Here is a 21,054-nt window from a genome sequence, read left to right as displayed (position 1 = left end):
CGCGGCCCTATGTCCTTACTGTCTCCCGAACGAGCCCGCGCGCCGGGGTCGCCGGCCGATGCAAGCGTCCATGCCGACGAGATCGCCGCCGAGCTGCTGGGCCTGCTGCACCGCAACGCGCCGGCCGAGGAATTCGCGGCGCGGCTTGCCGGCGTCGAGGCGCTGCCCGACGCGGTGCAGCGCAAGCCGGGCCTGGTCGAGCTGGTGCGCATGGCCATGGCGCTGCGCAACCGGCTCGAGGTGCACGAGCAGCGCGAGCGCGGCATGCTCGCCGTGATCGAATCCGCGCAGGACCTGTCGAGCCGCCTCGACCTGAACGGGCTGCTCAAGGCGATCGTCGGGCGCGCGCGCCACCTCATGGGCTCGCACCTGTGCTGGCTGACCATCTACGACGCCGCCAGCGGCGAGTTCCAGGTGGTCGTGGCCGACGGCGCCATCTCCGAGCGCACGGGCAAGATGACCGCGGCCCGCAACCTGGGCGTTGCGGGCATCGTGATGTCCACCCGCCTGCCGTTCTTCACGCCCGACTACCTGCACGACAACCGCTTCGCGCACGACCCGGTGCTGGACGACACCTTCCGCGCCGAAGGCGTGGCTGCGCTCGTCGGCGCGCCGCTGATGTGCGACGACAACGTGATCGGGCTGCTGTTCGTGGCCGACCGCTACCACCGCACGCACACCGCCATCAATGTGTCGATCCTGTGCACGCTCGCCACCCATGCGGCCGTGGCCATCAACAACGCCAAGGCGTTCGCGGAGGCCGCGGCGGCGCTCGAACATGCCGACCTGGCCCGCGGCGAACTGGAGCGGCACGTGCGCGACGTGCAGGGCGCGGCCGAGGCGCACGAGCAGCTCACGTCGCTGCTGGCCAAGGGCGCTTCGCTCGGCGCGCTGTGCCAATCGGTCGCGCAGCTGCTCGACGGCAGCGTGCTGGTGCTCGACGAGGCGTGCGAGGTCATCGGCCGTGGACGCGCCCCCGGCTATGCGGGCACCGCCGCCGACGCCTACGCGCCCCATGACGCGCACAGCGCGGCACTGGCGCGGGCGCTGCGCGAGAGCCGGCAGGCGGGGCGTTCCGTGGTGGCGTATTCCACGCAGGGCGAGCTGTGCCGCGTGATCGCGGTGCTCGGCGGCAGCGAGGTGCTGGGCGCCGTGCTGCTGTTCAGGCGCGAGGAGCTGCGCGACGTAAGCCTGCGCACCTTCGAGCGCAGCTCGAGCGTCATCGGCATCGTGCTGCTGTCGCAGGAACGCGTGGAGGCGGGCAAGAGCCGCGAGGTGTCGGCACTGCTGCGCACGCTGGTCTCGCCGCGCCAGGACGAGCCCGCGTTGACGCGTGACCGCGCGGAGCGCTTCGGCCTGGATCTGTCGCAACCGCTCTCCCTGATGGTGGTGGAAATGGCGCAACCCCGGCCCGGCTTCTGGTCGCGGCGCCTGCGCGCGGGCGCGCCCGCCTGGGACCACGTGACGGACGAGATCGACGGGGCGCTGGTCATCGCATGTGCCGCCACCAGGGCGCAGGACGCCGTGGAGGCGCTCTCTGCTTTCGCGCGCCGCGAGCTCGGCGACGCCTACCGCGGCGTGCTCTCGCGCCCGGTGCGCTCGGCGGCCGAGATGCCCGCCGTGTATGCGGCGCTGCGGCGCGCGCTGCCGGTGCTGGGCCGCCTGGGCATGCGCGGGTGCATCGTCGGGCAGAACGAGATGGCGCTGTACTCGGTGCTGTTCGAGACGCACGACGAAGGCAGCCTCCATGCCTTCCTGGACGCCACCATCGGCGCGCTGACGTCCCACGACCGCAAGCGCGGCTCGGAGCTCACGGCGACGCTGCTGGCCTACTTCGACTGCAACCAGAACGCCAAGACGACGGCCGTGCGCATGGGGATCCATGTGAACACGGTGCGCCAGCGTCTGGCCAGCGTCGAGGAGCTGCTGGGCCACTGGGGCAGCGCCAGCCGGGCGCTGGAGATCCACATGGCGCTGCGGCTGTGGAGCCTGGGCATGGCGCAGCCACGGCCGCAGGACGAGCCCGGCTGAGGCCGCAAGCGCGGTGGCGGGCTACGGCCTCGCGCCCGTTTTCTTCAGGGAACCGCTGACACGCCGGATGGCCTCGGCGAACGCACCCAGGACCGGCGGCCTCTCCATCCCGTCGCGCCGGAAGAACAGGCCAAATGACGGCAGGACCATCTTCGGCAGGACCTTCAGCCGTTGAACGCCGCCGCGGGCGACCTCGTCCGCGGCGTGCTCCAGGCGCACCGCGCACAGCAGCGAAGGGTCCTTGCGAAGCACGGTGCCGATCGTCACCGACGAGAGCGCCTCGATGACGGGCACGGGCGGCGTCGCGCCGCTGTTGAGAAAGGCGGTCATGAAGGCCTGCCGCACGAGGGTTTCCTTCGGCGGCAGCACCCAGGGGCCGGCCTGCAGGTCGGTCCAGCGCAGCCGGCGGCCGGCCACGCCCTCGTTCGCGCAGGAGGCCAGCACGCAGAGTTCGTCTTCCAGCAGCACCACGGGCTCGAGCATGGGAATCAGGTCGCTGGCGACGAGCTCGGGCGTGATGGCGCCGAAGACGCAGTCGAGCTCGCCGTCGAGCAGGCGGTGGATGAGTTCATGCACGCGGCCCTCGCGCAGCTGCACGGCGGCGCCGGGCATGCGCCGCCGCAGCTCGACGATGGCCGCCGGAACGGCCGCGGTCACCGAGGGTGCGCCCACGCGCAGCACCGCGGTGATCCCGCTTTGCATCGCGTCGACGTCCTCGGTCGCGCGGGCCAGCTCGTTGAGCACCGCGCGCGCCCTGAAGGCCGCGCTCGCGCCCAGCGCATTCGCATGGATGCCCTGGTGGCTGCGCTCGAAAAGCCGCGCGCCGAAGCAGCCCTCGATCTCGCCGAGCATCTTGCTGATCGCGGGCTGGCTCAGGTGCAGCCGCGTGGCCGCGCCGCGCATGGTGCGGGCTTCGGAAAGCACGGCGAGAAGCTCCAGGTGGCGCAGGCGCAATGTGCGGATCAGGCGGTCGGTCTTGGTGTCCATGTCGCATCCGGTGGCATAGCTGTTCGTGATCACTCCCTCACGATTATCGAATTTTCAAGAATCGGGGAAGGCGATAACGTTCGCTCCGATGAATGCAACGACCCAAGAGACATCCGGGCCCGCCGTGCCCCTGAAGAACGTGCGCGTGATCGACATGGGGCAGTACATCGCCGGGCCCGGCGCGGCCATGGTGCTGGCCGAGCTGGGCGCGCAGGTGATCAAGATCGAACCGCTGGCGGGCGACCAGGCCCGGCACATCGGCCGCTACGGCGAGTCGATGATCCGCGCGTACAGCCGCGGCAAGCAGTCGATCGCGCTGGACCTCAAGAGCGAGGCCGGGCGCGACATCGCGTGGCGCCTGATCGGCGGCTGCGACGTCGTGATCCAGAACCTGCGCCCCGGCGCCGTGGAGGCCCTGGGCCTCGGCCCGGCCGAGGTGCGCGCGCGGTTTCCGAAGGTCATCTACCTGTCGATCTCCGGCTTCGGCGACCAGGGCCCGTCGAGCGCGCGCCCCGGCTACGACATCGCGGCGCAGGCCGAGAGCGGGCTGATGTCGGTCACGGGCGAACCCGACCGCCTGCCGCAGAAGGTAGGCGTGCCGATCATCGACGCGGCCGCCGCGCACCTGGGCGCGCAGGCGGTGCTGGCCGCGCTCTATGGCCGCGCGCAGACCGGCGTGGGCGAGACGCTGCGCACCTCGCTGCTGGAGGTGGCGCTGCATCTGCAGGCCACCACCTGGTGCGACTACCTCGGCGGCGCCCCGGAGCCCACGCGCATCGGCGACGGCCAGCCCAACAACGCGCCGGCGGCGGAGGTCGTGCCCACGCGCGACGGGCACATCGTGCTGTCGGCCTACGCGGACGAGCATTGGGCGCGCTTTTGCCGCGTGGTGGGGCGCGCGTCGCTCGCGAGCGATCCGCGGTTTTGCACCAACGCCCTGCGCGTGCAGCACCGCGGCGAGCTTCGCGTGGTGCTGCGCGAATGCCTGTCTTCGTACACCAGCGAGGAATGCGTGGCGCTGCTGAGCCGCAACCAGATCGTCGTCGGCTTCGTTCGCAGCTACGCGCAGGTGCTGCAGAGCGCGGACGTGCAGGCGAGCGGACTGCTGGTCGATGCGCCAGGCGCCGACGGCCGGCGCTATCCCTCGCTGGCGCTGCCCTACCGGCTGGGCGATGCGCCGCGCGCCAATCCGCCGGCCGCGCCTGCGTGCGGGGCCGACACCGACCGGCTGCTGGCCGAGCTCGGCCTCTCGGCGGACGAGATCGCGGGCCTTCGCCGCGCCGGAGCTGTCGCATGACGAACGCCGCCATCCCCCGCGGCTGCGAAGACGTGGTGAAACAGACGCTGCCGCTGTTCGAGATGATGCGCATGCGCGCGGCGACCACCGCGCGACGCCATCCGGTCCTCGGTTTCGCGGCGCCGGATCCCGCATCGGCCATGCGCTGGGTCAACCAGTTCACGCACACCCATCGCCGGCTCGGCCCGCAGGACAGGGAGGTCGTCAGCCCGAACAACGACACGGTCTACAGCAACGCCTGGCTGGACCTCTGTGAAGGACCCGTCGTCATCGAGACGCCGGACATGGGCGAGCGCTACTGGACGCTGGGGCTGCTGGATGCGTGGACCAACCCGTTCGCCTACGTCGGGCGGCGCACGACCGGCAACCGGCCCCAGCGCACGCTGGTGCATGGCCCCGGCTGGCGCGGCGCGGTGCCGTCCGGCATCACGCAGACCGTGGCCGCCCCCGGCGACGACGTGTGGCTGATCGGGCGCCACCTCGTGGAGGACGACGGCGAGGACGCCGCCCGCGTGCGCGACGCGCAACGCGCGATGAGACTCGTGCGACCGGACGGCAGCGATGCCGCCATGCGCGTGGACACATGGCTCGACGCACGCGACACCGGTGCGCCAGCGTCAGCGCCGTACCTGGCCATCGTGAGCGCCGCGCTGCGGCGCAATCCGGTGCCGGCCGGAGAAACCCTTGCATGGCCGCCCATGGAGGCCGAGCTCGCGACCGCGCTGCCCGCCGTGTACGAGCGGCTGCGCACCGGCAACCAGCCCCACGACCTGGGCGGCGGCTGGGCGATCCCGGTCATGGTGAAGACGCACTGGGGCGACGACCACCTCACGCGCGCGCGCATCGCCCGCAACTTCATCGGCGCGCTGGGCGTGGAGGAGGCGATGTATCCCACCGCCGAGGTGGACGCGCGCGGCGCGCCGCTGGACGGATCGCGGCGCTACGCGCTGCGCTTCGCACCGGGCAAGGGGCTCAAGGTGGGGGCCTTCTGGTCGCTCACGATGTACCGTCGCAGCGACTGCCTGTTCGTGGCGAATCCGATCGATCGGTATTCGATCGGCGACCGCACCCCGGGCCTGAGGCACGATCCCGACGGCGGCCTGGTCATCCGGCTGCAGGCCGACGACCCGGGACCCGGCGCCAACTGGCTTCCGGCACCCGCGGGCGAGCCGTTCTACGTCGTGCTGCGGCTCTACCAGCCGCATGCCGATCACCTGGAATTGCGGTTCGACTATCCGCCCATCGAGCCGGTCTGACATCCCAAGAAAACCCACGGAGACAAGAACACATGACAACGACCCGCAGACAACTTCTCACCGCAGCCGCGGCGGGCCTGGCGATGCCCTGGTGTCTGCCGAGCCAGGCGCAGGCCTGGCCGGCAAGGCCGATCCGCATGGTCTCGCCCTACGGCGCGGGCGGCTCGAACGACATCCTCACGCGCGTGCTCGGCGACTTCCTCGGGCGCAGGCTGGGGCAGGCCATCGTGGTGGACAACAAGGCCGGCGCAGGCACGCGCATCGCGAACGACTTCGTGGCCAAGGCACCGGCCGACGGCTACACGCTGCTGCATGCGGCCGCCCCGATCGCCATCGGCGAGGCGCTCTACAAGGACCTGCCGTACGACGTGCACAAGAGCTTCGCTTCGATCGCCAGCACGGCGATCGCACCCCTGTTCCTGGTGGTCAATGCCGATGCGCCTTACAAGACGCTTGCGGAATTCATCAAGTATGCGAAGGCGCATGCCAATGGCGTGAGCTTCGGCTCGCCCGGCGCCGGCTCGGCGCCGCACCTGACGGCCGAGCTGCTGCTGCGCGCCGCTGAGGCGAAAGGCGTCGTCGTGCAGTACCGCGGCGATGCGCCCGCCTACACCGATCTGCTCGCCGGGCGGCTCGACGCGACGCTGACAGCCATCTCGACCGCCGTGCCGCATATCCAGGCCGGGAAGCTGCGGGTCCTGGGCGTCGCCAACGAAGAGCGCACGCCGCTCTACCCGGATGCGCCGACCTTGCGCGAGCAGGGGCTGCCGTCCGTCGTGGGCTACGGCTGGTACGGCATGCTCGCGCCGGCCGGAACGCCGGCTGCCATCGTGGCGCGGCTCAATGCCGAGATCAACGCCGCGGTGGCCGACCCGGAGGTCCGCCGCAAGGCCGAGGCAGCGGGACTGCAATTGCGCGGCAGCACCAGCGCCGAGTTCAGCGCGTTCATCGCCAGCGAGACGCGCAAGTGGGCGCAGATCATCAAGTCGGCCAATATCACGGCGGAGTGATCGACCTTCCGCGAGATCCAGCGATACGTGGCGGGCAACTGTGAATGGATGTGTCTCGGCGCTCCGCTTCTAGGTCGGATGGTCATGTGCGCTGCCCCCCCATGCGCGTTTCAAGCAGCTTCAGCAGGGCTCGCAGGGCTGCGCTGTTGTGCCGGCGCTGCGTATACGCTGCGTACAGCCAGATGTCACGGGGCATGAATTCCTTGAGCACTGGGACCAGGCCGCCGCGTTCTGTGTGCGGCTGAGCCAGCAACGCCGGCACACACACCGCGCCGATGCCGGCGAGCGCCGCGGCGATGAGCGTGCTTGAGTCGTTGGCATCCATGCGTCCGTAGATCGGGAGGTTGTATGGTTCGCCATCAACTTCGAAGGGAATGTGCGGTGCGCCCGCCGATAGCGAGTAGGTGAGCACGTCGTGCCATCGCATGTCGTCGGGCGTCTGAGGAATGCCGCGCTTGGCCCAGTAGCCAGGCGTGGCGCAAAGCGTGAGTTCCACGCGTTGGAGGCGGCGCACGATCAGGTTCTCATCACCAATGCGCCCGAATCGAAGGGCAACGTCGACACCTTCCTCCACGAGATCGACCACACGATTGCCGATCTGCAGGTCGATATGGACATCTGGATAGAGCGTGAGGAACTCGCTCAGCAGGCTCGGAAAGTCGGTTTGCACGAGCCCATGAAGCCCCGCGACGCGCAGACGACCGCTTGGGCGCGAACCATGCGCCTGCAATTCGCTCTGCGTCGACTCGACCATCTCCATCAGCGGCGCGCTGCGAAGCTGGAGAAGCCTGCCAGCATCGGTCAATGTCACCGAGCGCGTCGAGCGGTTCAAGAGCCGCACGTTGAAGCGCGACTCAAGCGTCGCGACATGCTTGCTCGCGCTGGCCTTGGAGATTCCGAGCTTGCCCGCTGCGCGCGAGAAGCTGCCGACGTTGGCGACCTCCAGGAATGTCTTCAAGAGATTAAGCCCGTCCATTGACCAACCCGTCCCGCTCGGACGCACGCAGTGGAGTTTCCGTCTGCCTCATGTTTCGCTTCAGCAACGCCAAGGCGTGGCTAGCGCACGCCACTCACGGGGGCATCGTCGGTTTCCCAGCCGCCGCCCAGCGCCATGAACACGGCGACCTGGTCCTCTGCCAACTGGGCTGCCGACATTGCCAGAGCGGCTTCGCTGGCTGCCAGGGTGCGCTCCGCATCCAGTGATTCGAGCTGACCCGTCTTGCCGTTCACATAGAGTGTGCGGGCCTGCCGGGCGACGATGGCACTTTGTTCTTGCGCAGCCAGAAGCGCGTCATGACGTTCCAACTCGCGTGCGTAGGCATCCAATGCCGTTTCGACCTCGCGCAGTGCCGTCAGTACAGTCCCGTCGAAGCGGGCAGCGGCAACCCGGGTGGCCGCCTCGGCCTGCGCGATGCGAGCGCGGGCAACGCCGGCGTTGGGTAGCGTCCAGTTGATCAACGGGCCCAGGCTGTAGCTGAGCGTTTCCCGGTTTCCAAATCTTGCCAGGAAGCCTGCTGAGCTGGCCGAGAGACCCAGCGACACTTTCGGGTAGAGGTCGGCTGTTGCGACGCCGATCTGGGCAGTGGCAATGGCCACGCTGCGCTCCGCTTGGCGCACATCGGGCCTCCGGCGCAGCAGCGCAGCGCCGTCTCCTACCGGAAGCAGTCCTGCCACGCGCGGCGGTTGCTCGCATGCGGCCACCGCCGCAGGGAAGTCGCGAGGTGCCGCGCCGGTCAGCGTTGCCAGCCGGTACAACGCGCCTTGGCGCTGTGCCCGAAGCGGCGGCAGTGCAGCACGCAGTTGTTCCAATTGGCCTTGCGCACGTGCCATGTCGATTTCCCCCACCTTGCCCGCTTGTTGGAGCCGATCGGAGAGTCGCAGAGCCTCTTCCTGCAGATGAACCGACGCCTGCGTGGCGCGCAAGCGATAGCCGCTTGAACATGCTTGCGCATAGGCATGTGCCACGCCGCCGGCGACGCTCACACGTACAAGGTCCAACGCCGCCTGGGCGGCGCCAGAGCCGGCTTCGGCCGCTTCGATGGCGCGACGCAGTTGGCCGTACAGGTCCAACTGATACGACAAGGAAATGCCGGCGCTGTAGGTGCCGCGGCTGGGCGGTTCGCCGCCACGCTGCAGGAGGCTCAAGCCCGATACGTGCCCGAAGCCGGGACCCCCGCTGGCCGCGACCATCGGCTTCTCATTTCCGCGCGCCTCGGCCTCCAGCGCCCGGTAGCGTTCCAGGGTGGCCACGGCCTGCCGCAGGTCGGTGTTGTGTGCCAGCGCCTGTGTGACCAACGCGTCCAACTGCCGGTCGTCGTAGAGCCTCCACCAGCGTGGCGGCAGCGTCGTATCCGCCGCAGCGCCGCTCGCAGATCCGAAGGTGCCTGCGGAGGCGGATTGCGCCGAAGACAGGGGGGCGGGGGACACGTAGTCCGGGCCCACGGGCGGGAGGGCACAACCGGCGAGCAGTGCGCCTGCCGTGACGGCGGCAAGGAGTGGGGACATGGCGTTCATCCCCGGCTTTCTGAAGCCCGGGCCTTGGCATCCGTGGTCCGAACAGTCTCAAGTATTTCAACGGTGACCGTCTGGCCTGCCACCAAGCGGGTGCTCGCAGGCATCTGATCGAGCTTCACGCGCACCGGCACGCGCTGCGCAAGCCGCACCCAATTGAATGTGGGATTGACGCTGGGAAGCAGGTTGGTGCTGGTGCTGCGGTCACGGTCGGCGATCCCGGCAGCGATGCTCTCGACGGTGCCCTCGAGCGCCGCGTTGCCCATGGGCGTGACCCGCACGCGGTCGCCGTGATGGATCCGAGCCAACTTGTTTTCCTCGAAGTAGCCTTCGACATAGATGGAACTCGTGTCGACCAACGCCATCACGGGGTGTCCGGCGCTTGCGTAGGCACCCTGGCGCAGGTCGAGGTTGGTGATCAGGCCGGCGGTGGGTGCACGCACCTGGGTGCGTTCCAGGTTCAACGTCGCCGTGTTCAATGCGACCTGCGCCTGTCGCAATGCCGCTTCGGCCGCTTGAAGCGCGCTTTTGGCCTGGTCCACCTTCAGGCGCGACTGCTCGCGAGCTTCCAGCGAGATCAAATCGCCCAGGCCGGAATTGCGCTGGCTCTCGCGCTGCGCCTGAGCGAGTGTGATGCGCTGGTTGCCGATCGCGACGCGTTGCGTCGCGACGGCGGCCTGGGCTTGTTCCCGCGCCAGCTCGAAGCGGGCCGTGTCCACCGAGAAAAGCAAGGCGCCAGCGGCAACGGACTGGTTGTCGTGCACGGCCACGTTCGTGACGATGCCAGACACGTCAGGCGTGACTTGCACGACATTGGCCCGCACGCGTCCGTTGCGTGTCCAGGGGGCGAGTTCATAGTGGTCCCATAAGCGCCACCCCACCCAGCCGGCTGCGGCCACCATCAGCGCGGTGACCAACAGACGAACGACGGGACGGGCAAGACGCGAAGTCCAGGCAGGCAAGGGAAGGGCGTCAGATTTCATGGGTTGAAGCGGTCCGGATTTCAAGACGAGGTGGCGGTTGCGCCAGTGAGAGAAGCCAAGGCGCACAGCACCAGGACGTACAGCGCGAGGTCAAACAGGGCCGGGTGCCAGATCCATCGGTAAGCACCGAAGAGGGCCAGCAGGCGCCGCGTTGCCCAGGAGCACGGCAGCGCGCCGCCTGCGACGACCAAGAGCCAGGGCAACTGCACGCCAAAAATGTTGACTTCGATCATGGTTGGAGCGTGGGGGGAGCGGTTGGAAAGAGGTTGCGTCGAAGGCCAACGAGTGCCGCAATGGCAGGCCGCTCGGTATCTGCAGTCAGCGCGCCTAGCAACAGCCGATCGACATGCGGCAGCAGCGGCGCATGACGCGGCGGTGCTCCCGCCACATGGGCGCGGAAGATGCGGGCCAATTCCCCGAAGAGGCGAGCGAGGGGTTCTCCAGGAAGGCTCCCGCGATGCCGCTGCAGTGCAGCGATGTCCGCCCCCATGCGCAGTTCGCGCAGCGCGCGGTGTGCCGCGACCTGGACCTCTTCAGGACCGTCGGGAGCGACGCGCGGCGCCAGCAGCGCAATCCTGTCGAGCATGCGTGAGCCAAAGGCGTGTCGGGTGGACGCGTGCTGCGGATGGGCGGCCAGATCGGCGAGGTCGTGCCATGCCGCACGGCGTATGCGCTTGGCTGTCCAGTCACGCCCCACGCTGCGCATGAGCGCGGTGACGCGGGCCGCGATCACCGCACCCGCGAACAGGGCCAGGTTGGAACTGATGAAGCTCACCCAATCGGCGGTGGCTGTGTCTTGAAGGGCGAGCGTTCCGGCGACACCGAAGAACATGCCAAGGGCCGACAGGGAACTGGCTGGTCGTGCCATGTAGCAGCCGATCACCAGAAACACAGGCGCGATGCACAAGACTAGCATGCCAAAGTCATGTGCCCAAGGCATGACAGCCAGGACACAAAAGGCCGACACGGGCAAGGACCACAACAGCGCCGTGATGAACTTGTGCATCGCAGGCACCGGATCGTCCATGGTGGCGAAGAAGCTGCAGAAGACGGCGGCGCTCATCGCCATGGCGGATCCCGAAGGCCAGCCCGTCGCGATCCACAGGACACACGATAGACAGGTGCCCGACACCGCAGTGATCGCCGAGCGCAGCGCGAGCCCTCTGTCCAGGTGGAGCGCCCCGCGAGCCAGGGCCGGGGTGCGCCGCAGGGGCACCGGGTTTCCGGCAATGCCGGCATCGATATCGTTGCGCAGCGTGGTGCAGGCATCCCAGTGCGCGACCAGATCCTCCAAGCGGGTTGCCAGATCGATCCGCAGCGCGAGGATCCACGGCGAAGCGGCCGGACCGTCCGCAATGGCGCGAAAGGCGGCGCATGCGTCGTCCACTCCCGCGCTCGTCGCGCGTGGGTCCAGCCAGCCCGAATGCTGCGCGAAGGTCGAGCCGATGTCATCCGGCACACCACCTGTGGCGGTGCACAGCGCTTGCAGGCAATCTTCAACTGCCGACAGCACCGGGGTGAGGGCGGTCACACGGTATCGCAGCGCGTCGATGGCGCCCCCGCTCCAGCGCAGTCCGGTGTCGAAGGGCACATGCGTGGAGAGCAGGCGCAGTTGCGTGATGTCCAGTGCCAGCCGCTGGCGGTCCGCCGGGATTCGAGGGTCCAGTCCTTTGGCGGGCGTCTCGCGCAGCAGGTCTGTGAGCCATTGCCGCGCATCGCCGAGTGCACGATCCATCACGCCAAGCAGGGACGGACCCAGGCCGTTGGGAAGCACGAGGCTGTGGACCCAACTGGCACACAGGATGCCCAACCCGATTTCAGTGACCCGTGCGACGGCTGTGTCGAACATCGCCGCGGGCGCTTCGACCAACGGGAAACCGATCAATGCGGCTGAGTAGCCGGCCAGCATGAAGACATAGGAACGCGCGCTTCGGTCCAGCAGCGAAAGATAAAGGCAAAGCCCCACCCACAGCGCCAAAGCCAGCGACAGGAGTTCCGGGGACCCGGACAGCGAGGGGACGAGCACCACGGTCGCTGCGCACCCTAGCAACGTGCCCAGGAAGCGGTAGAGAGCCTTGGAGCGCACATTGCTGGCCAGCGGGTGGGCTACGATGTAGGCGGTCATCATGGCCCAGAAGGGCCGAGGCAGCGCAAAGCGGCTCGACAGGTAGAGCGCAAGCATGGCTGCGGCAAAGCTCTTGAGAGAAAAGAGCAACTCCTGTCGGGAGAAACGAGGTCGCGCGATCATGCTGCGCCTCGATGAATCTCACGAGCACGCTTGCCTACCAAACAGTAGTGCGAGCCAATCAGCGCCAGGCCGATGAGAAGAATGAGGAGTGCCTGAACCGAAACCACTTCATTCTTATTGCGAATCATTTTCATGCGACGATGCTACTGAGCGGCATACGAGTCGAGAATTGCAAACTTGGACGAATGACTTCTCTTTTCGGCCATCGCTGAGGGGGATTGAGACCGAGCACTGATTCCAAGGCTGAAACAAGCCCGGCGGCGGGCGCAACATCAAATTTCCCAAGATGCGAAGAGCGGAATTCGGCGAGCCAGGCCTGGACTACGAGCCATCAGTACCCGTGATGGCGCTGCGCGTCGATGTCGCGGCGCAGGAGCGGGAGATTCCCGTGCACGAGCACCGATCCGGCCAGCTTGTGATCGCACTGCGCGGTGCGGTCTCTTGCGAAGTGCCCGGCGCGCTGTGGATGGTCCCGCCCCAGGCGGGCGTGTGGATTCCGGGCGGTACGCTGCACAGCAACCGAGGAACGGCGAACGCGCTGATTTTTTTCCTCTTCGTCGAACCTGGCGCTGCCCCCTTGCCTGCGAGTTGCTGCACCTTTCACATCAGCCCGATGCTCAGCGAGATGATCCAGTACCTCGCAGCATTGCCGCCCCTCTACGAAGCAGGCGGGCCGACCGACCGATTGGCGCAGGTGCTGCTCGACCAACTTTGCACGATGCCCACGGAAGCAATGTTCCTGCCGATGCCCGAGGACGCAAGGCTCAGAGAGATATCAACGGCAATGATGCGCGATCCCTCCGATCGCAGGACCCTGACGAACTGGGCGCGTGAACTGGGCATGAGCGACCGGACGTTGAATCGACTGTGCACCTCGCTGACAGGCCTGAGTTTTGGCCGCTGGCGACGCCAGCTGCAGATGATCGTGGCGCTGCGCGAGCTGTCCAGTGGTGCGACCGTCCAGCAAGTCGCCTATGACCTGGGCTATGAGTCGCCCTCTGCCTTCAATACGATGTTCAAGAAGGCTTTTGGAAAGCCTCCTGCGACCTACATCAGCGACCGTTTCCGGGTCGGCGGATGACCCGTCCTTTCAGGTCACTACATGGCCGGGCGCCAGCGGCCAACCCATGCACACACTTACCTGTAGGCTCGGGCGTGGGTCACGCCACCGTCCACCACCAGGGTCGAGCCCATCACATAGTCGCCTGCACGCGACGCCAGGAAGATCGCCGCGCCGGCGATGTCCTCTGAAGTGCCAATGCGTCTGGCGGGTATGTGTTCGGACAGCTCGTCGCCGCGGTCGCGCGCGTTGCGGTTCATCTCGGATGGAAACGCGCCCGGCGCAATGGCGCTGACCGCGATGTTGTCCTGCGCCAGGCGCAGCGCCATGCGCCGCGTCAAGTGGATCAAGCCCGCCTTGCTGGCGACGTAGGAGTAATTTTCCTGAGGGTTGAGCCCGATGCCATCGGTGGAGGCGATGTTGATGATCTTCCCAACACGCTCCTTGGCCGCGGCGCGCAGCGGCCCGGACAGCGCCTTCGTCAAGAAGAAGGGCGTCTTCAGATTGAGATCGACCACCTTGTCCCAACCGGTTTCGGGAAAGGCATCGAAGTCTTCTCCCCAAGCGGCGCCGGCGTTGTTGACCAGGATGTCCAAAGTGGTTTCATGCTGCGCGTAGGCGGCGGCCAGCGCCTGGCAGCCGTTGACTGTCGACACGTCGTACGGCAGCGAGACGCAATGGCCGTTCTTCGAGAGTTCCGAAGCCGAGAGATCGCATGCCGCAGCCTTGCGCGCGCTGATGTAGACACGTGCACCTTGCGCCAGGAATCCCTCGGCGATCATGCGACCGATACCCCGTGAGCCACCGGTGACGAGAGCCGTGCGGCCTCGCAAAGAAAAAAGATCTTGCGTCATCATTGCTATGCCTTGGCAGTCCGCTGAGGTCAACCAACATCGAGGAGAGCACGCCTCACATAGGCGGTCCCATCAAACAGCCGCCGAGCGGTTCGAGTGAAGTGAACTTCTTGCACCGACCATTCGTCTTCGGCAGTGCGCGCGACGCTCGCAAAAATTCCGATCACACCACTCGGATGGCCAATGCGGATGCGCGTCGGGCCGGCATGACTGCCTCGCGCCTCCGCCGGAATCGTCCCTGCGATCTGTGCTGCCACGGAAAGGCAGACTGAGCCACCGCCCGGAAATGCCTTGTGCATCGCCCCACCATGGAGAACCATGCGCGCCACCAAGTCGATTTCCGACGACTTGACGATTCGATCTCCGCCGAGGGTGCGGTAGTCCTGAGCTTCGCTGATGAGGATCTGGTAGGGCGTGAGGGTTCCTGACGCCGGCAGGTTGCAACGATCGGCGGCCCATCGTCTGACTTCCTCGGCCATTTCGTAGATATCAGAACTGAGCTGGCCGGGAAGCTCCGTGCCGGTGACGCCCAGATCCGCAGCGCGGATGAATACACACGCCGTTCCCACGTCGACGATCGAAACGGGTATTTCGCGACCAAGTTTGGAGACGTAGACCGAATCGCGTGCCTGCCCGGTGGGAAGCAATCGGCCCGTCGTGGCACCGCTGGTACCCGAGTAATCCAACGCGACCTCGGCGCCCTTGGCGGGCACCCCATCCACTTCGGTGTCGCCTTCCACGCGCGGCTCGCCGTAGGCACATTGCACCACCATGCGCAGAATCTTGCCGGTATTGGTGTTGTGCACTCGCACGGTGGTGGCGGGCTCCTGCACGGGAATCAGCCGCTCCTGCAGCGCGTAGACCCCGGTGGCCGATGAAATGTTGCCGCAGACGATCTCGAAGCTCACGCTGGGCTGATCGATCCCGATCTGCACAAAGGTGTAGTCGATGTCTGCGTCGGGTCGTGACGGCGGCCCAATGATTGCGCATTTGCTCGTGAGGATGTCGGCGCCTCCAAGCCCGTCGATCTGGCGCACGTCCGGGCTGCCGAACAGAGCCAGAAGGAATCGCTGCAGTTCCTGCGGATCTGCGGGCACGTCACGCCGTGCGAGAAAAACAGCCTTGCTTGTGCCGCCGCGCATCAAGGTCACTGGAACGCTGATTTGTTCTTTCATTCATTCAGTATGCGCGTGCGCAGGGCGTGCGTCCTTGCAGTTCGGCTGCTCTGGCTTTAGCAGAACTACACGCTTCGCACGCTTTAGGAAGGCTAAAGAATGCGCAGAACAAATCCAATGACGGGGCGGCCCTGGGTCACCAAACTTCCGGTTGCCGTGGCCATCGCCACCGGAACAGGAGACACCTTTGAAGATCATCAAGCGCACGGATTCGCACTTCCGTGACACCCCCGGCGGCATGGTGCTTGTGGCCACACAGGCAGGCGGTCAGCCCCCCCAGTTTCCGCCGATCGAGTTCGTCCACCACGACCAGCCGATCGAGGAAATCGAGCTCGGCCCGACCGGGTCCCTCTACAGCTTCACGGTGGTCCATCCCGGCAAGGACAAGCCCGCCTACGCACTCGCAATGGTCGACTTCGAGTCGGGCGTTCGAGCCTTCGGGCGGCTCTTGTTCGATGGAAGCCCGCCTGCGATCGAAAGCAGGGTGCGCGTGGTGCCCTTCGCATTGCCGGACGGCACACCCGACTACGCCTTCCAGGAGCAATGAGATGAAGCAACCACTGATCACCGGCGTGGGCATCACCGACTTCGGCCGCTTCCCGGAGCTCACCGAAGAGGCCATGGTCCAGTCGGCCATTCTTGGCGCCCTGGAGGATGCCGGCACGCGGCTTTCCGAGGTACAGGCGTTCTACTGCGGCAACGCGCTCGGCGCCATGTTGCCGGGGCAGCGGGCACTGCGTGAACTGCATGCGCATGGGGGCGCAGTCTACAACGTGGACAACGCCTGCTCCAGCGGCGCGACCGCACTGAATCTCGCATTGCAGGCGCTCAAGGTCGGGCAGTACGACACCGTCCTGGTGTTCGGCATGGACCATCTGAGCGCGCTCGGCGGCGGGCCGTTGCAGCTGAGCCAGCAAGACTGGAACAATCGACGGGGGATGATCATGCCTGCCCTGTACGCTATGCGCGCGCGTCGCTACATGCACGACCACGGCCTCAAGGTCGAGACGCTTGCGGACATTTCCGTGAAGAATCGCAAGCACGGCGTTCTCAATCCTATCGCCAAGTTCGCGAAGCTGGCCACCCGCGAGGAAATTCTTGCGTCCCGCCCTGTGGCCGAGCCGCTCACGCTGCTGCAGTGCTGTCCCGCCGTGGTCGATGGGGCAGCGGCCCTCGTGCTTAGCACCAAGCCCTCCCAGGGCGTTGCCAAGCCAGTTCAGGTCTTGGCGTCAGTGGTGCAGTCCGGCTTGTTCGAAACCACGCCCGTCGATATGACGGAGGCCGAGATCACGGCGCGTGCGGCCAGGCTGGCCTATGAGCAGGCCGGTGTGGGACCGCAGGACCTCAGCCTGCTGGAAGTGCACGACGCCTTCACCATCTCCGAATTGCTCTACTACGAAGCGCTGGGGCTTTGCGATCGCGGCGACGCGGCAGAGTTGCTGCGCAGCGGTGCGACGACTCTGGGCGGACGGGTCCCTGTCAATCCGAGCGGCGGCCTTCTTGCCAAGGGGCATCCGCCCGGCGCGACCGGCGTCGCACAGATCGTGGAGGTCTGCGAGCAGTTGCAAGGCCGTGCGGGCGCCCGGCAAGTGCAGGGGGCGCGCATCGGCCTCACGCAGGTGACTGGCGGCGGCATCTGGGGGGTGGATCACGCCGCCTGCTCCATCCATATTCTTTCGCTCTGAACAGGTCGACATGAACCAGACAAACTCAACCACGCCTGCCTCTTTGCAGGGCCTCGTTGCCGTCGTGACCGGAGGGGCGAAGGGCATCGGCCTTGGCATCGCCCGCGAGCTTGCGCAGGGCGGCTGTCGCATCGCGCTGTGGGACTTCGACGACGAAGCCCTGCAAGCGGCCAAGAGCAGCCTTGCGAGCGAGGGTGCCGATGTGCAGACCTTCAAGGTCGACGTGAGCTCCGTGGAACAGGTGGAGTCGACCGTGGCCCAACTGCTCGCATCCCATCAGCGCATCGACATCCTTGTCAACAATGCCGGCATCGGTGGAGACAAGCTCGTTTCCAAGATGGACTTGGCCTTCTGGAGCCGCGTGATCGAGGTCAACCTCCACTCGCAATTCATCTGCTCGAAGGCCGTCCTGGCGCAGATGGCGGAGAACCGGTTCGGACGCATCATCAATATCGGCTCGCGTGCCTGGCTGGGCAATCGTGGCCAGGCGGCTTATTCCGCTTCCAAAGGCGCCGTGGTAAGCCTGACCCGCTCGCTGGCACTCGAATATGCGCGCAAGGGTGTCACCGTGAATGCCATTGCGCCGGGCATCGTCGAAACGCCGCTGTTCGAGACTCTCACCGAGGAGGTGCGGCAGAGTCTCCACAAGACTGTGCCGATGGAGCGCATCGGTCAGCCTGAAGACATCGCTCGCGCTGTCCGGTTTTTCGCGGAGCCCGGTTCCAGCTACGTCACCGGCCAGCTTCTCTATGTCTGCGGCGGCCGCAGCTTGAGCAGCCCGTCTGTTTGATCAAGATGGGTGCCTGAAAAATGCTTGCTAATTCTCTCGAGGGCCTGAGGGTCATCGACTTCACCCAGGTCATGGCGGGCCCGAGCTGCACCCAGTACCTGGCCGACCTGGGCGCCGACGTGGTGAAGGTCGAGGCACCCTCGGGCGATCTCTCGCGCGCACTCTCGCCCTGGGTCCATGGCGAAGGCGTGGCCTTTCTCGCGCTCAATCGGAACAAGCGCAGCATCGTTCTGGATCTCAAGCAGTCGGCGCACCGGCTGGTAGCGTCGCGTCTAGTCGCCGAAGCCGATGTCGTGGTCGAGAGCTTTCGCCCGGGTGTTATGACCCGGTTCGGTCTGGACTACGCCGAGGTATCTGCCGAGAACCCGCGGTTGATCTACTGTTCCGTCTCCGCGTACGGTCAGCAGGGGACCGCGAGGGACCTGCCCGGTGTGGACGGCGTGCTTCAAGCCGTGAGCGGCCTCATGAGCGTCACCGGCGCGCCTGGCGGGCAGCCGTGCAAGGTGCCGGTGCCCGTCGTCGATCTTGTCACGGGTTCGTTCGCGACCATCTCGATCCTGGCCGCGCTCGCGCTGCGCCAACGCACGGGGTCGGGCCAGCACGTGGAGGCAAGCATGTTTGCCAGTGCTATCGCACTGCAGCATGTGAGTTTCGCGTCCTATTTCGCCGACGGCCATGTGCCCGGCCCGCAGGGAAACGCCGCGCCTTACTCGACGCCCAACGAGGCCTTGCGTTGCGCCGACGGGTGGATCATGGTGGCGGCCTATCACCCCGCACGATGGCTGGCGCTGTGCACGGCCATCGGTGCACCTGAGCTCGCATCGGACCCTCGCTTCGCCGAGAACAAGAATCGGCTGCAGCACCGCGAGGCGCTGCTGCGCCTGCTCGAAGCACGCATGCTCGCGCACCCGCGTGCCTTCTGGCTCGAGCGGTTCGCGGCCGTGGACATCATCTGCGGGCCGATCAACGACTATGCCGAGGTCGCGCAGTCCGCACCCTTCGTCGAAGCGGCGCTCACCGAGAACCTGCTGCACCCGGTCGCAGGTGCGTTGACGCTGCCGCGTAGCGTCATCGGTGCAGTGGGTGAGCGGCCTAGAGCGCGACGGGCCGCTCCGACGCTTGGACAGCATACGCGCGAGGTGCTAGACGAGCTGGGCATGCCACCAGAAGACATCGAGGCGATCATCGCCGCTGACTCTCCATTGAACTGAGACAAAACCATGCCCATCGTCAAGACAGTCCAGGATGGCGTGGCCATCATCACCCTGAACCGGCCCGAAGCCATGAATTCCATCGACCCGGAATCCAACGAGCAGCTGCTCGCGATCTGGGACCAGGTCTCGAGCGACGAAGAAGTCCGCGTAGTCGTCCTGACCGGTGCGGGCGAGCGTGCGTTTTGCACAGGTGCAGACCTCAAGAAAACGATGCCGCCTGCCGACAGCGCAGCCCGGCAGGTCTTTCGCGCCGGCACCCGACATTCCAATTTCGGCACGCTGCAGACCGACAAGCCTGTCATCGCCGCGATCAACGGCTATGCCCTCGGCGGTGGCCTGGAACTGGCGTTGCTCGCGGACATCCGCATCTGTTCCGACAACGCGCAGTTCGGCTTGCCGGAAGTGCGCGTCGGCAGCATCCCAGGCGCCGGGGGCACGCAACGCCTGATCCGCGCGGTAGGCCAGTCGGATGCGATGTGGATGCTGCTCACGGGCGAACGCATTGATGCCAACGAAGCGTTGCGGATCGGCCTGGTCAGCAAGGTGGTTCCCCTTGCCGCGCTGCAGGAAACGGCGATCAACCTGGCGCGAGCAATGGCAGCCAATGCGCCATTGGCGATGACCGCCGCCAAGCGTCTGGCGATGACCGGACGGGAGCTGCCGCTTGCCGGTGGACTGGAACTGGAGCGACAGGCGTTTGGCGTGCTCAGGGACAGCGAGGACCGACTGGAGGGGCGCCGTGCGTTCGCCGACAAGCGTGCGCCGGTCTTCCGGGGTCGCTGACTTTGCCTCGCACAAAGGGCGCAGGCGTCGTGTGTTGCTGAGCGCTCGAGTACCTCGAGTGGCCTCGTGCCGACGTCGCGACAACCGACGTGACCCTGCCGAATTTCCCTGGAGCAGCTCTTGAACAAACCAAGTACCGCCTGGCGCTACAGCCTCGCACTCATCGTTGCCGCGGCTTTCGGCGCGCCGTCTGCCATCGCGCAGTCGGCCAGCCAACCGCCCGCCAGGATTCTGGTGGGCTTCTCGCCTGGCGGGACACTCGATGTCGTCACACGGGCGCTTGCGGATCAGCTGCATGAGCCGCTCAACCGCACCGTCATGGTGGAGAACAAGCCCGGCGCCGGCGGAAAGATCGCGATCGATGCGCTGCGTGCGGCCCCGGCCGACGGAAGCGTGGCCATGTTGTGTCCTGACTTCCTGCAATCGATCTATCCATTCGTCTTCAACAAGCTCAACTACGCTGCGCAGCGGGATATCCTGCCGGCGTCGACGGTGGTCGAGTTTCCGATGGCGCTGGCTGTACCAGCGTCCTCGCCCGTCAAGACCTTTGCTGAATATGCCCAATGGGTGCGCACTCATCCTGAGCATGCCAACTTCGGCCATGCCGCATCGGGAGGCCCGACCCATTTCTTGGGTTTGCAGATCGCCAAAGTCATCGGGACCCCCCTACAGGACGTGCCGTTTCAGGGCGCTGCGCCGATGATCGTGAACCTCGTAGGCGCCAATGTCGCAGCGGGAAGTTCAACTGTCGGAGACTTCGCACAGCACCACAACGCCGGCAAGCTTCGCGTGCTGGCGGTGACCTCTGCGCAACGCTCTGCGCTTCTGCCTGATGTTCCTACGTTCGGCGAGCTGGGCCGAAAGGAGCTCACCTCAGTTGGCGTATTGGCCGTATGCCTGCCTCCTGGAACGCCTGCCGCCGTTGTCTCCGAATGGAGCACTGCGATCCGAAAAGCCGTTGCAACCGAGCAGTTCGCCCGCAAGATCCGCACGCTCGGCTTTGTGGAGACGGGAAGTTCGCCGGCTGAGGCCCGAGCCAGGTTCGGCGAGATGCGTGCCTTCTGGGAGCCCGTAGTCAAAGCTTCGGGATTCAAAGCGGACTAGGACCGTGGGCCGTGGGGGCCGGTGATCGCACGCTTCCGGAGAGCAGCACCACCAAGGATTGCGGCT

20 protein-coding genes are annotated in these 21,054 nt (G+C 66.6%); 11 read left to right on the top strand and 9 right to left on the bottom strand.

Annotated elements, in window-relative coordinates; genetic code table 11:
• Positions 1 to 9 precede the first annotated feature (9 nt).
• Positions 10 to 2,031 (top strand): helix-turn-helix domain-containing protein, encoded by a 2,022-nt coding sequence (locus C4F17_RS28185; RefSeq protein WP_106937812.1) that lies wholly within the window; start codon positions 10 to 12, stop codon positions 2,029 to 2,031.
• 21 nt (positions 2,032 to 2,052) lie between these two features.
• Here the strand turns inward: C4F17_RS28185 and C4F17_RS28180 are convergent, their stop codons facing one another.
• Positions 2,053 to 3,018 (bottom strand): LysR family transcriptional regulator, encoded by a 966-nt coding sequence (locus C4F17_RS28180; protein WP_106938486.1) that lies wholly within the window; start codon positions 3,016 to 3,018, stop codon positions 2,053 to 2,055.
• An 88-nt stretch (positions 3,019 to 3,106) separates the two neighbouring features.
• Here C4F17_RS28180 and C4F17_RS28175 point away from each other — a divergent pair, with 88 nt between their 5' ends.
• The 3 genes from C4F17_RS28175 to C4F17_RS28165 are packed head-to-tail and all read left to right on the top strand — an operon-like array spanning position 3,107 to position 6,581.
• Positions 3,107 to 4,315: a CaiB/BaiF CoA transferase family protein gene (locus C4F17_RS28175; protein ID WP_106937811.1), complete on the top strand. Its 1,209-nt coding sequence runs from the start codon at positions 3,107 to 3,109 to the stop codon at positions 4,313 to 4,315.
• Positions 4,312 to 5,571 carry a DUF1254 domain-containing protein gene (locus tag C4F17_RS28170; protein WP_106937810.1) on the top strand — a complete coding sequence of 420 codons (1,260 nt, stop codon included), beginning with the start codon at positions 4,312 to 4,314 and terminating at the stop codon, positions 5,569 to 5,571. Before C4F17_RS28175 ends, C4F17_RS28170 begins: the two co-directional genes overlap by 4 nt.
• 32 nt (positions 5,572 to 5,603) lie before the next feature.
• Entirely contained in the window at positions 5,604 to 6,581 is a 978-nt protein-coding gene (locus C4F17_RS28165) for a Bug family tripartite tricarboxylate transporter substrate binding protein (RefSeq protein WP_106937809.1), read from the top strand.
• An 82-nt stretch (positions 6,582 to 6,663) separates the two neighbouring features.
• On the opposite strand, the gene C4F17_RS28160 is transcribed toward C4F17_RS28165, so the two are convergent.
• The 6 genes from C4F17_RS28160 to C4F17_RS32985 all read right to left on the bottom strand — a co-directional run bounded on the left by C4F17_RS28160 (position 6,664) and on the right by C4F17_RS32985 (position 12,457).
• Complete coding sequence (locus tag C4F17_RS28160) at positions 6,664 to 7,539, bottom strand: LysR family transcriptional regulator (protein ID WP_234383117.1); 876 nt, start codon at positions 7,537 to 7,539, stop codon at positions 6,664 to 6,666.
• A 98-nt stretch (positions 7,540 to 7,637) separates the two neighbouring features.
• Positions 7,638 to 9,095, bottom strand: coding sequence for an efflux transporter outer membrane subunit (locus C4F17_RS28155; protein ID WP_106937807.1), 1,458 nt, complete (start codon positions 9,093 to 9,095; stop codon positions 7,638 to 7,640).
• Positions 9,092 to 10,075 carry an efflux RND transporter periplasmic adaptor subunit gene (locus C4F17_RS28150; protein ID WP_106937806.1) on the bottom strand — a complete coding sequence of 328 codons (984 nt, stop codon included), beginning with the start codon at positions 10,073 to 10,075 and terminating at the stop codon, positions 9,092 to 9,094. The genes C4F17_RS28155 and C4F17_RS28150 overlap by 4 nt, the downstream gene beginning before the upstream one ends.
• A gap of 20 nt (positions 10,076 to 10,095) precedes the next feature.
• A complete protein-coding gene (locus tag C4F17_RS28145) occupies positions 10,096 to 10,308 on the bottom strand; it encodes a DUF1656 domain-containing protein (protein WP_106937805.1) in 213 nt (70 codons plus the stop codon).
• Positions 10,305 to 12,323, bottom strand: coding sequence for an FUSC family protein (locus C4F17_RS28140; RefSeq protein ID WP_106937804.1), 2,019 nt, complete (start codon positions 12,321 to 12,323; stop codon positions 10,305 to 10,307). The genes C4F17_RS28145 and C4F17_RS28140 overlap by 4 nt, the downstream gene beginning before the upstream one ends.
• Positions 12,320 to 12,457: a hypothetical protein gene (locus C4F17_RS32985; RefSeq protein ID WP_155742628.1), complete on the bottom strand. Its 138-nt coding sequence runs from the start codon at positions 12,455 to 12,457 to the stop codon at positions 12,320 to 12,322. Before C4F17_RS32985 ends, C4F17_RS28140 begins: the two co-directional genes overlap by 4 nt.
• 209 nt (positions 12,458 to 12,666) lie before the next feature.
• On the opposite strand from C4F17_RS32985, the gene C4F17_RS28135 reads away from it, so the two are divergent.
• On the top strand, positions 12,667 to 13,404 hold the full coding sequence (locus C4F17_RS28135; RefSeq protein WP_234383116.1) for an AraC family transcriptional regulator: 738 nt from the start codon (positions 12,667 to 12,669) through the stop codon (positions 13,402 to 13,404).
• Positions 13,405 to 13,460: 56 nt separating this feature from the next.
• On the opposite strand, the gene C4F17_RS28130 is transcribed toward C4F17_RS28135, so the two are convergent.
• Both C4F17_RS28130 and C4F17_RS28125 read right to left on the bottom strand, forming a co-directional pair.
• Positions 13,461 to 14,240, bottom strand: a complete 780-nt coding sequence (locus tag C4F17_RS28130) for an SDR family oxidoreductase (protein WP_106937802.1) — start codon at positions 14,238 to 14,240, stop codon at positions 13,461 to 13,463.
• A gap of 26 nt (positions 14,241 to 14,266) precedes the next feature.
• Positions 14,267 to 15,412: a PrpF domain-containing protein gene (locus C4F17_RS28125; RefSeq protein ID WP_106937801.1), complete on the bottom strand. Its 1,146-nt coding sequence runs from the start codon at positions 15,410 to 15,412 to the stop codon at positions 14,267 to 14,269.
• A 187-nt stretch (positions 15,413 to 15,599) separates the two neighbouring features.
• On the opposite strand from C4F17_RS28125, the gene C4F17_RS28120 reads away from it, so the two are divergent.
• The 6 genes from C4F17_RS28120 (at position 15,600) to C4F17_RS28095 (ending at position 20,988) form a co-directional block, all read left to right on the top strand.
• A complete protein-coding gene (locus tag C4F17_RS28120) occupies positions 15,600 to 15,959 on the top strand; it encodes a Zn-ribbon domain-containing OB-fold protein (protein WP_081270307.1) in 360 nt (119 codons plus the stop codon).
• A 1-nt stretch (position 15,960) separates the two neighbouring features.
• Positions 15,961 to 17,097, top strand: a complete 1,137-nt coding sequence (locus C4F17_RS28115) for a thiolase family protein (RefSeq protein ID WP_106937800.1) — start codon at positions 15,961 to 15,963, stop codon at positions 17,095 to 17,097.
• A gap of 10 nt (positions 17,098 to 17,107) precedes the next feature.
• Entirely contained in the window at positions 17,108 to 17,887 is a 780-nt protein-coding gene (locus C4F17_RS28110) for an SDR family NAD(P)-dependent oxidoreductase (RefSeq protein ID WP_081270305.1), read from the top strand.
• A gap of 20 nt (positions 17,888 to 17,907) precedes the next feature.
• The gene (locus C4F17_RS28105) at positions 17,908 to 19,098 is read left to right on the top strand and encodes a CaiB/BaiF CoA transferase family protein (RefSeq protein WP_081270304.1); all 1,191 of its coding nucleotides are present in this window, start codon (positions 17,908 to 17,910) and stop codon (positions 19,096 to 19,098) included.
• Positions 19,099 to 19,107: 9 nt separating this feature from the next.
• Positions 19,108 to 19,884, top strand: coding sequence for an enoyl-CoA hydratase/isomerase family protein (locus C4F17_RS28100; protein WP_081270303.1), 777 nt, complete (start codon positions 19,108 to 19,110; stop codon positions 19,882 to 19,884).
• A 120-nt stretch (positions 19,885 to 20,004) separates the two neighbouring features.
• Positions 20,005 to 20,988 carry a Bug family tripartite tricarboxylate transporter substrate binding protein gene (locus tag C4F17_RS28095; RefSeq protein ID WP_106937799.1) on the top strand — a complete coding sequence of 328 codons (984 nt, stop codon included), beginning with the start codon at positions 20,005 to 20,007 and terminating at the stop codon, positions 20,986 to 20,988.
• Positions 20,989 to 21,054 lie beyond the last annotated feature (66 nt).

The organism is Variovorax sp. PMC12 (assembly GCF_003019815.1).
In the GTDB taxonomy this organism is placed as follows: Bacteria; Pseudomonadota; Gammaproteobacteria; order Burkholderiales; family Burkholderiaceae_C; genus Variovorax.
Note: the sequence above shows the minus strand (reverse complement) of the source record. Positions and strands in the feature narration are given on the sequence as shown.

What these genes read in the sequence shown, in the direction of transcription:
- C4F17_RS28115 (WP_106937800.1), top strand. Translation starts at nt 15,961, where the DNA reads ATGAAGCAACCACTGATCACCGGCGTGGGCATCACCGACTTCGGCCGC.
- C4F17_RS32985 (WP_155742628.1), bottom strand. Translation starts at nt 12,457, where the DNA reads ATGAAAATGATTCGCAATAAGAATGAAGTGGTTTCGGTTCAGGCACTC.
- C4F17_RS28185 (WP_106937812.1), top strand. Translation starts at nt 10, where the DNA reads ATGTCCTTACTGTCTCCCGAACGAGCCCGCGCGCCGGGGTCGCCGGCC.
- C4F17_RS28130 (WP_106937802.1), bottom strand. Translation starts at nt 14,240, where the DNA reads ATGATGACGCAAGATCTTTTTTCTTTGCGAGGCCGCACGGCTCTCGTC.
- C4F17_RS28145 (WP_106937805.1), bottom strand. Translation starts at nt 10,308, where the DNA reads ATGATCGAAGTCAACATTTTTGGCGTGCAGTTGCCCTGGCTCTTGGTC.
- C4F17_RS28175 (WP_106937811.1), top strand. Translation starts at nt 3,107, where the DNA reads ATGAATGCAACGACCCAAGAGACATCCGGGCCCGCCGTGCCCCTGAAG.
- C4F17_RS28140 (WP_106937804.1), bottom strand. Translation starts at nt 12,323, where the DNA reads ATGATCGCGCGACCTCGTTTCTCCCGACAGGAGTTGCTCTTTTCTCTC.
- C4F17_RS28105 (WP_081270304.1), top strand. Translation starts at nt 17,908, where the DNA reads ATGCTTGCTAATTCTCTCGAGGGCCTGAGGGTCATCGACTTCACCCAG.
- C4F17_RS28135 (WP_234383116.1), top strand. Translation starts at nt 12,667, where the DNA reads ATGGCGCTGCGCGTCGATGTCGCGGCGCAGGAGCGGGAGATTCCCGTG.
- C4F17_RS28170 (WP_106937810.1), top strand. Translation starts at nt 4,312, where the DNA reads ATGACGAACGCCGCCATCCCCCGCGGCTGCGAAGACGTGGTGAAACAG.
- C4F17_RS28125 (WP_106937801.1), bottom strand. Translation starts at nt 15,412, where the DNA reads ATGAAAGAACAAATCAGCGTTCCAGTGACCTTGATGCGCGGCGGCACA.
- C4F17_RS28150 (WP_106937806.1), bottom strand. Translation starts at nt 10,075, where the DNA reads ATGAAATCTGACGCCCTTCCCTTGCCTGCCTGGACTTCGCGTCTTGCC.
- C4F17_RS28110 (WP_081270305.1), top strand. Translation starts at nt 17,108, where the DNA reads ATGAACCAGACAAACTCAACCACGCCTGCCTCTTTGCAGGGCCTCGTT.
- C4F17_RS28100 (WP_081270303.1), top strand. Translation starts at nt 19,108, where the DNA reads ATGCCCATCGTCAAGACAGTCCAGGATGGCGTGGCCATCATCACCCTG.
- C4F17_RS28180 (WP_106938486.1), bottom strand. Translation starts at nt 3,018, where the DNA reads ATGGACACCAAGACCGACCGCCTGATCCGCACATTGCGCCTGCGCCAC.
- C4F17_RS28155 (WP_106937807.1), bottom strand. Translation starts at nt 9,095, where the DNA reads ATGAACGCCATGTCCCCACTCCTTGCCGCCGTCACGGCAGGCGCACTG.
- C4F17_RS28165 (WP_106937809.1), top strand. Translation starts at nt 5,604, where the DNA reads ATGACAACGACCCGCAGACAACTTCTCACCGCAGCCGCGGCGGGCCTG.